Source organism: Gemella haemolysans, from assembly GCF_001553035.1.
Lineage (GTDB): Bacteria > Bacillota > Bacilli > Staphylococcales > Gemellaceae > Gemella > Gemella haemolysans_B.
The window spans coordinates 23,138-34,283 of the sequence record NZ_KQ959993.1 but is presented as its reverse complement, the minus strand read 5'-3'; the positions used below and the strand labels follow the sequence as shown (position 1 = coordinate 34,283).

Annotated in this window: 9 protein-coding genes; 6 read left to right on the top strand and 3 right to left on the bottom strand. The window is 32.0% G+C overall.

Features of this window, described 5'->3' with window-relative positions; all coding sequences use genetic code 11:
* Positions 1-303: 303 nt before the first annotated feature.
* From HMPREF3186_RS08270 to uvrB, 3 genes are all read right to left on the bottom strand, one after another.
* Complete coding sequence (locus HMPREF3186_RS08270) at positions 304-1,665, bottom strand: UDP-N-acetylmuramoyl-tripeptide--D-alanyl-D-alanine ligase (RefSeq protein ID WP_060914761.1); 1,362 nt, start codon at positions 1,663-1,665, stop codon at positions 304-306.
* 8 nt (positions 1,666-1,673) lie between these two features.
* Entirely contained in the window at positions 1,674-2,741 is a 1,068-nt protein-coding gene (locus HMPREF3186_RS08265) for a D-alanine--D-alanine ligase (RefSeq protein WP_060914760.1), read from the bottom strand.
* Between the two features lie 264 nt (positions 2,742-3,005).
* On the bottom strand, positions 3,006-5,006 hold the full coding sequence (uvrB, locus tag HMPREF3186_RS08260; protein ID WP_060914759.1) for an excinuclease ABC subunit UvrB: 2,001 nt from the start codon (positions 5,004-5,006) through the stop codon (positions 3,006-3,008).
* A 281-nt stretch (positions 5,007-5,287) separates the two neighbouring features.
* Here uvrB and HMPREF3186_RS08255 point away from each other — a divergent pair, with 281 nt between their 5' ends.
* From HMPREF3186_RS08255 to HMPREF3186_RS08230, 6 genes are all read left to right on the top strand, one after another.
* Complete coding sequence (locus HMPREF3186_RS08255; RefSeq protein ID WP_060914758.1) at positions 5,288-6,208, top strand: Rpn family recombination-promoting nuclease/putative transposase; 921 nt, start codon at positions 5,288-5,290, stop codon at positions 6,206-6,208.
* A 55-nt stretch (positions 6,209-6,263) separates the two neighbouring features.
* A complete protein-coding gene (locus HMPREF3186_RS08250) occupies positions 6,264-6,476 on the top strand; it encodes a hypothetical protein (protein WP_060914757.1) in 213 nt (70 codons plus the stop codon).
* Positions 6,477-6,786: 310 nt separating this feature from the next.
* Positions 6,787-7,686 (top strand): RluA family pseudouridine synthase, encoded by a 900-nt coding sequence (locus HMPREF3186_RS08245; RefSeq protein ID WP_060914756.1) that lies wholly within the window; start codon positions 6,787-6,789, stop codon positions 7,684-7,686.
* Between the two features lie 367 nt (positions 7,687-8,053).
* Positions 8,054-8,920 carry a class II fructose-1,6-bisphosphate aldolase gene (fba, locus tag HMPREF3186_RS08240; RefSeq protein WP_060914755.1) on the top strand — a complete coding sequence of 289 codons (867 nt, stop codon included), beginning with the start codon at positions 8,054-8,056 and terminating at the stop codon, positions 8,918-8,920.
* 82 nt (positions 8,921-9,002) lie between these two features.
* Positions 9,003-10,040: a M42 family metallopeptidase gene (locus tag HMPREF3186_RS08235; RefSeq protein WP_060914754.1), complete on the top strand. Its 1,038-nt coding sequence runs from the start codon at positions 9,003-9,005 to the stop codon at positions 10,038-10,040.
* 207 nt (positions 10,041-10,247) lie between these two features.
* Positions 10,248-11,146, top strand: an 899-nt coding sequence (locus HMPREF3186_RS08230; RefSeq protein WP_060914753.1) for a PD-(D/E)XK nuclease family transposase, incomplete at its 3' end; no start/stop codon positions are given.

The window sequence follows — 11,146 nt, the reverse complement described above, 5'->3', positions numbered from 1 at the left end:
GAGATATGTAAATTTTGAATTCTACAAAACGAAATTTGATTTAGCATAAATTGATACATCGTTTGAGAGATATGTAAATTTTGAATTCTACAAAACTTTAGTGGTAAAGTAGAAAAATTAATTTTTGTTTTAGAAATATGTGAATTTTCTGAGCATATAATAAGATTATTGATGAGATAACATTGAGTGTTATTTTATCTATAATCTTATTTTTGTTTACATAAACGCGAATAATTGTGAAACTAAATACAAAAAAAGCATTTACGTTAATCACAATAAACGTAAATGCTTTTTAACATTCTCTTACTTCGTTATCTCATCAATAATAGTCTCTAGTTTCATAGAACGGCTTGCTTTGAATAAGATAACTTCGTTTTTGTGTTTGTTATTTTTTAGATATTCACTAACTTCTGCTGTAGTAGGGAAGTGTAGTGTTTTTATTTTATCGTTTTTAATTTGTTTTGTAATATTTTCAGCTAGTTCACCAACGCTGATTACTAAGTCAATATCGTTTGTGTTTTCAGATATATATTCTCCAACTTCACCGTGATAGCTAACTTCGTTAGGTCCTAGTTCGAACATGCTTCCTAATACAAGTGTTTTATAATCGAAGTCGTCATAACTACTTACTACATCAACACCAGCTTTCATAGAAGTAGGGCTAGCGTTATATGCATCGTTGATTATTAGTGAATCCTCTCTGTAAGGGATACTTTGTAGACGCATTCCTGTTATTTTCACAGTATTTTCAATAGCTTTGCGGATTTCTTCGTTAGTTAATCCGATCTTACTTGCGATTGCTGTTGCGAACATAATGTTGTATAGATTATGTTTTCCTTTTAATTTTGTGAAGTATTGTTCGTCGCTTATATTAAGCTTGAAATCAATTTTATCACGTGTAATTGTGTAGCTTTCTAATATAATATCGTTATAGCTATTTTCACCACATGATGTTGCATTGATTTCTGAAGAATCTACTAATGTTTTTAGAAGAACTTCATCTCCGTTATAGACGAAGTATCCATCTTTCTTCATACCATTAGTAATTTCGAATTTAGCTTTAGCAATTCCTTCACGTGATTTGAAAAATTCGATGTGACTTTCACCGATATTAGTAATTACTGTATAATCAGGTTCAACTAACTTAGATAAGAAGTTAAGCTGTCCAAAACCATCAGCACCCATTTCAAGAACTAGTATTTCACTATCTTCAGGCGCAGCAAGAATAGTAATTGGCACACCAAGTTCATTGTTAAAGTTTCCTTGTGTTTTGTGAACTTTATATTTTGTTGATAATACACTTGTAATAATATCTTTAGTAGTTGTTTTACCGTTACTACCTGTTATTGCGATAGTTTTGGCATTTAAGCTTTCTAAATAGTGTTTTGCTAGAGTTTGAATTGCTTCATAACTATCATCAACGTAGATAATATTATTGTCAGAAACAAAGTCGTCTTTTAATGATAAACTTGCTGCAGCACCTTTTTCAAAGGCACTTTCTATATAGTTGTGACCATCGACATTTTCACCTAAGAAGGGGATAAATAAGTCACCTTGTTTAACTTTTCTACTATCAATAGCGATACCAGTAATTTCAACATTGCTAGTAATATTCACTTTTTTTGCATTTAATATTTTTTCTAAATCTTTAACTAAATATTTCATGGTTAATCCTATTCTTCAGTTAATAAGTTTTTACGATCTTCATAACGCTCTACAGCTAGTTTGAATAACTCTTCGATAATTTCTGAATAACTCACGTTCATATTTGCCCATAGAGAAGGGAACATTGAGAATGGAGTGAATCCAGGCATTGTGTTTACTTCGTTAATGAAGATTTCTCCTTCTTTAGTATAGAAGAAGTCAGCACGTACTAATCCTGATCCACTGATTGCACGGAATGCAGTAGCTGCCATTTCTCTGAATTTAGGATATAGAGTAGTATCTATTGGCGCTGGAATATCCATACGAGATTGTCCATCTGTGTACTTAGTTTCATAATCGTAGAATTCTGTTGAAGAAATATTTACGATTTCACCTGGATCTGTTGTCTTAACTTCGTTGTAACCAAGAACGGCAACTTCGATTTCTTTAGCACCTACAGCACCTTGTTCAACAACGATTTTTTTATCGAATTTTAGAGCTTCTTCGATACCTTTAACTAATTCAGCTTCATCGTTACAGCGACTAATACCAACTGAAGAACCTAAGTTAGCAGGTTTTACGAATAGAGGATATTTAAGATTTTCATTAATCTCAGCGATAAGAGCTTCTTTTTTATTTTTCCAAGTATATTCGATAAAGTGAACATATGGAAGTTGTGGAAGGTCATAAGCAGCGAATAGTTGTTTCATAACTACTTTATCCATACCAGCTGCACTTGAAAGTACGTTGTTACCAACATAAGCGATATCCATGATTTCTAGTAATCCTTGGATTGTTCCATCTTCACCATTAGGTCCGTGTAGAACAGGGAAGACGATATCAAATTTACGTCCATCTTCGAATAATAATCCACTGATATCGTTGTCAAAGTTAGAGAAAACTAAATCGTGTTGATCAGCTACTTCTGATGTAATTTGTTCACCACGTACCCAGTTACCTTCTAATGAGATAAAGATAGGGAATACGTTGTATTTTTCTTTGTCTATTGCGTTAATAATTGATTTCGCTGTTAAAAGTGACACTGAGTGTTCAGCACTTTTACCACCATATACTATTCCAATATTTTGTTTTGTCATGTTTAAATCTCCTAAGAAATAAAAATTGTTTTTTTATTATAATGCATAAATTTCAATATACACATATTTTAATTTAATTATGATCGAAATTTGTTGATTACGATGCAAAACTAACATACCTTATTATATCATAAAAATTTAAAAGTAGAATAAATTTGTAAGGTTTAATAGAATAAATTTTATAAAAAGTAAAAACTGAAAAAATATAGAAGCAACGGATTATTATGAGTAAAAATAATGTAGTTGCTTCTATAAGTTTATATTCTATAATTTATATTTCTCTTTTAGTTCTGCGATAGTATCACGAAGTTTTGCGGCTTGTTCGAATTCGAATTTTTCTGCAGCAGCGAACATTTGTTGTTCTAATTCTGCTAAGTGCTCTTCAATATTGTCATCGTTGATATTTGCAGTTTCTTCAAGTTCAAGAATTTCTTCATCGTTAGCGACTTCTTTCTTAGCGCTGATAGAATCACGAATATCTTTAATAATAGTCTGTGGGGTAATACCATGTTCTTCATTATATGTCATTTGAATTTCACGACGACGGTTTGTCTCATCAATCGCTTTTCTCATACTTCGAGTAATATTATCCGCATACATGATTACACGACCATTCGCATTACGTGCAGCACGACCAATTGTTTGAAGAAGGGCTTTATCTCCACGTAAAAATCCTTCTTTATCTGCATCCAGAATTGCAACAAGCGACACTTCAGGGATATCTAGACCTTCACGTAGTAAGTTAATTCCAATAAGAATATCGAATTTACCAAGTCGAAGATTCCTAATTATCTCTGTACGTTCTAATGTTTTAATATCAGAGTGTAGGTATTCTACTTTTAATCCATTTTCTTTTAGGTAAGCTGTCAGAGATTCCGCCATTTTCTTCGTTAGAGTAGTGATAAGTACACGTTCTCCTTTAGCTATAATCTTCTCAGCTTCTTTAGTAATATCGAATACTTGGTCACTAACAGGTCGAATATCGATAATTGGATCTAGTAGTCCTGTAGGACGAATGATTTGTTCAGTTATTTTTGTACTTTTCTCTAATTCGAAGTCACCAGGTGTTGCTGAAACGAAAATAGCTTGATTAAGTTTTTTCTCGAATTCTTCGAAGTTTAAAGGACGGTTATCTAACGCTGTTGGTAATCTGAATCCATAGTCAACAAGCACTTGTTTACGAGCTCTATCTCCGTTAAACATACCACGAACCTGAGGAAGGGTAACGTGTGATTCATCCACTACTAGTAACCAATCTTTTGGGAAGTAATCTAGTAGTGTATATGGAGTACTACCAGGTTCGCGAAGTGTAAGATGAAGAGAGTAGTTCTCTATCCCTGAACAGAATCCCATTTCTTCCATCATTTCAAGGTCATAGTTAGTACGTTGTTCAAGACGTTGGGCTTCTAGAAGTTTATTTTCCATATTTAGAACTTTCAATCTTTCTTCAAGTTCAGCTCGTATTCTCTTAATCGCTTCTTTAGTCTTTTCATCACCGGCAACGAAGTGACTGGCAGGATATATTGCGATATGTTCAAGTTCACTTAGTACTTCACCGGTTAAAGGATTAATCTCACGAATACGATCGATTTCATCGCCGAACATCTCTATACGAACAGAGTTTTCACTACGAGAAGCTGGGAAGATTTCAATAACATCACCACGAACTCTAAAATTACCACGAGTAAACTCAATATCATTTCTCATATATTGAATGCTGATTAGTTTTTCCATTATCTTATTACGATTAATTTCATCACCAACACGTAATGATAGTACTAGTGATGAATATTCTTCTGGCGAACCAAGACCATATATACAGCTGACACTCGATACGATAATAACATCATCACGATCGAATAATGAAGATGTTGCACTGTGTCGTAGTTTATCAATCTCGTCATTCACAGATGAATCTTTTTCTATATATGTATCTGTAGATGGAACGTATGCCTCTGGTTGAAAGTAATCATAGTATGAAACGAAGTACTCAACTCGGTTATTCGGGAAAAATTCTTTAAGCTCGTTGTATAATTGTCCAGCTAATGTCTTGTTATGAGCTAGCACTAGTGTAGGCTTTCCTACATTTTTTACTATATTAGCTATAGTAAATGTCTTACCAGTACCAGTAGCACCAAGTAATGTTTGATATTTTTCTCCACTATTTAAACCTTCGGTAAGTTCGGCAATCGCATTAATCTGATCACCTTTAGGCTCATACTTACTCTGAAGATCAAAATCAACATGTAATCTATTAATTTCCAAAAAATCCACTCCTTATATAGCTTGTTCTGTGAGCTAATAGTACAAATTAAAATAACTCACACAAAAGGTTATTTAATTCTTTCTATAACATTATAATATAGATAGGGGAATAGTGAAAGAAAAAGAAATTATTATTAAAGATTATAGTTGTTCATATTTATAATTGAAAATCTAAAGAAATTAACCGTGAAATACTATATATCAATGGTATAGCGAATGTTACTATGATATAATATTGATATAGGAGATTGTAATTAATCACATTCGGGAGGTGTGAAATTATGAAAAAAGTTAGACATGAACATGTAAAACCAACAGAGGATTTAGTGGCTAAGAAAATATTCTCTAATACAGAGATAACATCAGCTTTTATTAGCGATATACTAGGTCTTTCGGTTAATTGTACAAAAATTTTAGATGGAACTCAAATTCATTCAAGTTTTGAAGATGAGATATTACTGTATAATACATCATTAGATGTCTTAGCTGAGTTAGATGATGGTACTCAAGTTATTATAGAAATACAAGTAGCTAAGCAATTAGAATTTTTAAAAAGACTATGGGTGTATATATGTAATCAAGTGTCAAAAAATATGGATACAATAAGATTACAACTAGGTCGAACTAGTCCTATATATTCAGAGTTAATACCAGTTTATTCAGTCTCAATTCTAGAAAAAAATTATTTTGATGACGATAGAGCTATAAGGAGTTTCAGTCTAAGAGATGATGATACAAATAAACAGCTAAAAGTTGATGTAAAAGGAATAAAAGAAAAAAGAAATTTAATAACTATGGCATTTCTAGAACTGAGCAAATACAATCCTGATATAAGAGAAAACTATAATAAAAAAAGATGGTTAGAATTATTTTCAAATCAGCCGTTTACCCAAAGTCAAGATGAAATAATAGAAAGTGCCGATAGTTTGATGGAGTATAAAAATTGGAGTGAGGAGGAAAAAGCTATGTATGATGAAAAAACAAGGAAATACGATGCATATGTAGATGCATTGCAATATAAGTACGTAGAGGGAATAGAACAAGGGATAGAACAAGGGATAGAACAAGGTCGTAGCGAAGAGAGAAATAATTCAATAGCTAGATTTATTAAGTATGTAAAACTAGGAGTAATCTCAAAAAAAGATGCCTGCCAAGATTTAGGATTAACAGAAAAAGAGTTGGAAAAATATTTACAAGCTTAATTAAGATTTGAAGTTTTAAAAAAATGTTCGTTGAAAATGAGGTGAACTAAAGAAGATGTATGATGAAAAGACAAGAAAATACGATGCTTATGTAGATGCATTGCAATATAAGTATGTAGAGGGAATAGAACAAGGACGAAGTGAAGAAAGAGAGAATTCGATAGCGAGATTCATTAAGTATGTAAAATTAGGGGTAATCTCAAAAAAAGATGCCTGTCAAGATCTAGGTATGACAGAAAAAGAACTTGATAAATACTTGCAGGCTTAGCAGCTAAAAAATAGTACGCGAAACTAATCGCATCAAAAAAATTGTATACAATAACTGAGAGTGATACAGAATCATAGTATGAATAGACAGATTCTAAATTGTCGCTTTCATTCTTTGTCCTCGATAAATATAAATTGTATCAAATTCCGAATCGGTATTTATTATTGATTTAATTTATATATGAAACTTTTAATCTGTAAATTTTGAATAGTGTAATAAATACTATATTTTTAAATATTTCTACTATATTTTATTTTGTTTTTTTCAGTGTATATGTTAAGATAGTATAGTATGAAAAAAGGAGGAAGTAATGGATACACAAAAAATTATATATACTTCACCGAAAAGTGAGAGAATTGATAAATTTTTACAACAAGAATTAACAGATGTTTCTAGAACAAATATCCAGAACTTGATTTCTGAAGGTTATATTAAAGTAGATGGGAATAATATTAAAACTAACTATAAGTTAAAAGAAGGTAATGTTGTTACTATCGATTACAAAGAACCTGAAGAGTTAGACGTTGTAAAACAAAATATCCCAGTGGATATTGTCTATGAAGATAATGATTTAATCATTGTAAATAAAGCTAAAGGTATGGTTGTTCACCCATCTGTAGGACATAAAGATGGAACATTAGTTAATGCCTTATTATTCCATAGTGAACTTTCAAGTATTAATGGTACTATCAGACCTGGTATTGTTCACAGAATAGATAAAGATACGTCAGGATTATTGATCGTTGCGAAAAATGATAAAGCCCACGTTAAATTATCAGAAATGATCGCGAACAAAGACGTTAAGAGAAAATATTATGCCCTAGTACATGGAAGTATTAAGCACGACTACGGGACTATAGATGCACCAATCGCTCGTAATCCGAAAGAACGTAAAGAAATGGCTATTATCGATGAAGGGAAACCATCTATTACACACTTTAAGGTTATAGATAGATTTGAGAAATATACTCTTATCGAATGTGAATTAGAAACTGGACGTACTCACCAAATCAGGGTACACATGAAATATATTAACCACCCATTAGTAGGGGATCCAGTATATGGACCAAGAAAAACATTAAATACAAATGGGCAGTCACTTCATTCAAAAAGTATCGAATTTAATCACCCGATAACTGGTGAACACCTTTACTTTGAAACAGAAATTCCAGAGTATATGGTAGAAACAATGGCTAAATTAGATAAATAGAATATTTTATAACATATCACTTCAAATGTTGGAAATTGTTGCCAACTTTGAGGTGATTTTTTTAAAAGTTAATTCTGTATTAGTATAGATTCACAATATAAAAATTATTTTTCTAAAATTAAAAAAATAAAAATTTTAGAAAAAACAGTAACATAATTATAGAATGAAAAATTAAGAAAACTATTAAATTAATCTTGTATACGTTATCACTAAAAGCTTGTAATGACAAAGAATAGAGGAATTAATATATAAGAATTTTGTTAATAACATACATAATTGAAAATTATTAAATAAAATAGTTTATTTTTTCTAAAAAGTGTAGTATTATAATATATATATTAGTAGTTATTTAAGGAGGACAAATAACATGGTATTAGTACCAGCAAAAGACATGCTTGTAAAAGCAAGAAAAGAAGGATATGCAGTAGGGCATTTCAATATCAATAACTTAGAGTGGACAAAAGCTATTTTAGAAGCTTGTGAAGAAGCAAAAAGTCCAGTTATCTTAGGTGTAAGTGAAGGAGCAGTTAAATACATGACTGGTTTCAGAACTGTTGCAGCTATGGTTGAAGCTATGGTTGAAGAAATGAAAATCACAGTTCCTGTTGCATTACACTTAGACCACGGTTCATACGAAGGAACTCAAAAAGCTATCGAAGCTGGATTTAGTTCAGTAATGTTCGACGGATCTCACTATCCATTCGAAGAAAACATTGCTAAATCTAAAGAAATGATCGCTTTAGCACACTCTAAAGGATTATCAATCGAGTGTGAAGTTGGTTCAATCGGTGGAGAAGAAGATGGAGTTATCGGTTCTGGTGAATTAGCTGATCCAAATGAATGTAAAACAATGGCTGACTTAGGAATTGACTTCTTAGCTGCAGGTATTGGTAACATCCACGGTAAATACCCAGAAAACTGGGCTGGATTAAGCTTTGAAACATTAGAAAAAATCTCTAACATCACAGGTGGAATTCCATTAGTATTACACGGTGGTTCAGGTATCCCAACTGACCAAATCCAAAAAGCTATCTCTCTAGGAGTATCTAAAGTTAACGTTAACACTGAATGTCAATTAGCGTTTGCTGATGCTACACGTAAATACATTGAAGAAGGTGGAGATCAAAAACCTAAAGGTTTCGACCCTCGTAAATTATTAAACCCTGGATTTGAAGCTATTAAAGCTATGGTTCACGAAAAAATCGATATCTTCGGTTCAAGAAACAAAGCATAATAACTACGCAATTTTATAAAAAAGGCTCATGCTTTGCATGGGTCTTTTGTTTTTATATATTTATAGGTAAAGGAGCATTCCTATGCAACAAACAATAGATTATTTAAAAAAACTTACTAGTATTCCTTCACCAACAGGTTTCACAAGAGAAGTCGCTGACTACCTAGTGGAAGAACTAGAAAGATTAGGATATAGACCTATTCGAACTAATAAAGGTGGGGTAAATGTAATAGTTAAAGGTAAGGACGATCATAAACACCGTGTCGTAACAGCTCACGTAGATACATTAGGAGCGATGGTACGTGCGGTAAAATCAGATGGTCGTTTGAAAATGGCTAAAATCGGTGGTTATCCATGGAATATGATAGAAGGTGAGAACTGTCTTGTTCATGTAGCAAGTACAGGAAAAACTGTTAGTGGAACTATCTTAATTCACCAAACTAGTACTCATGTATATAAAGATGCAGGAACAGCAGAACGTACAGAAGATAATATGGAAGTAAGACTAGATGCTAAGGTAAGAAATGAGAAAGAAACTCGTGACTTAGGTATTGATGTCGGAGACTTTATAAGCTTTGACCCTCGTACGATAATAACAGAAACAGGATTTATAAAAAGTCGCTTCTTAGATGATAAAGTCAGTGCTGCAATTTTATTAGACTTACTAAGTAAATATAAGGAAGAAAATATTGAGTTACCTCAGACAACACACTTTATGTTTAGTGTATTTGAAGAAGTAGGGCATGGAGCTAACTCAAATCTTCCGAAAGAAGCAGTAGAATACCTAGCTGTTGATATGGGAGCTATGGGTGATGATCAGCAGACTGATGAATATACAGTATCAATCTGTGTGAAAGATGCGAGTGGTCCATATAACTATGAATTCCGCAATCACTTAGTTCAGTTAGCTAAAGAAAATGGTATTCAATATAAATTAGATATCTATCCATATTATGGTAGTGATGCGTCAGCTGCGATGCGCGCAGGAGCAGAAGTAAAACACGCATTACTAGGTGCTGGTATAGAATCAAGTCACTCTTATGAAAGAACACATATTGATTCAGTAGAACAAACACACAAGATGGTAGATGTGTATCTACGAAGTGAATTAATAATATAATACTAGATTAACATATATATTATAAACAATTTTAATCACAAGCATATTGAGTAAAGTGTATTTATTCAATATGCTTGTGATTTTATATTTTAAAAAAGATTTCGGTTTATTTTCAAAAGAGAAAAACGTTTCTTTTACTATAAATATTCGCTTTAAATGAGTATCTATGATATACTTTAGATAAGATCGCAAGGGGAGGCGAAGAAAATGGGAGAACGACATAAAAATATAAAACCTATTTATGATTTAGTTGTTAAGAAGGTATTTCGTAATGAAACTGTAGCGTTACAATTTGTGAAAGACATTTTTGATTTACCTGCGAAAAGTGCGAAGCTTATTGAAGGGAATCAAATATTTGCCGCAAACAGTAATGTAGACTCGGATTTCAACATTGCAGTCGATATTCTTGTTGAATTAGACAATCACGCACAAGTAATTATCGAAGTTCAGTTAGCTAAACAAGTATTCTTCATCAATCGTGTTTGGGCTTATTTATGTAAACAAGTTAATGATAATCTAGAAAGGTTAAAACAAAACGAAGAAGAAAAATTAGCTATTTATAAGAAGCTACCACCTGTTTATGTGGCAGCTATTGTCGATCAAAATTATTTTGATGGCGATGAGGCTATAAGTACTTTTTTAATAAAAGAAGAAACTAGAAATACAGAGCTAAAAATGTATGTAGAAAATAACACTAAAGATATTCCGTTATTAAAAATAGTATTTTTAGAATTGAAAAAATATAGAGAAAACTTAAATAACGATTACAAGAAAATTAGATGGTTGGAATTTTTCGGAAACAAACAGTACACAAACAAACCTGATGATGTACTTATTCAAGCGGATAATTTATTGAATCTTAGAAACTGGAGTAAGGAGGAAAAACTTATGTACGATGAAGTAACAAGACAACAAGATCACTACTGGGCTTCTTTAATTTATGCTCAGGAGGAAGCACGAGCCAAAGGACTTGCTCAGGGGATTGAAGAAGGAATTGAACAAGGAATTAAACAAGGAATTGAACAAGGAATTGAACGAGGAATTGAACGAGGAAAAATAACAGCAATAGTGAATTTAGTAAAAGAAGGTATAATCTCAAAAGAGTT

What these genes read in the sequence shown, in the direction of transcription:
- fba (WP_060914755.1), top strand. Translation starts at nt 8,054, where the DNA reads ATGGTATTAGTACCAGCAAAAGACATGCTTGTAAAAGCAAGAAAAGAA.
- HMPREF3186_RS08270 (WP_060914761.1), bottom strand. Translation starts at nt 1,665, where the DNA reads ATGAAATATTTAGTTAAAGATTTAGAAAAAATATTAAATGCAAAAAAA.
- HMPREF3186_RS08265 (WP_060914760.1), bottom strand. Translation starts at nt 2,741, where the DNA reads ATGACAAAACAAAATATTGGAATAGTATATGGTGGTAAAAGTGCTGAA.
- HMPREF3186_RS08250 (WP_060914757.1), top strand. Translation starts at nt 6,264, where the DNA reads ATGTATGATGAAAAGACAAGAAAATACGATGCTTATGTAGATGCATTG.
- HMPREF3186_RS08245 (WP_060914756.1), top strand. Translation starts at nt 6,787, where the DNA reads ATGGATACACAAAAAATTATATATACTTCACCGAAAAGTGAGAGAATT.
- HMPREF3186_RS08235 (WP_060914754.1), top strand. Translation starts at nt 9,003, where the DNA reads ATGCAACAAACAATAGATTATTTAAAAAAACTTACTAGTATTCCTTCA.
- HMPREF3186_RS08255 (WP_060914758.1), top strand. Translation starts at nt 5,288, where the DNA reads ATGAAAAAAGTTAGACATGAACATGTAAAACCAACAGAGGATTTAGTG.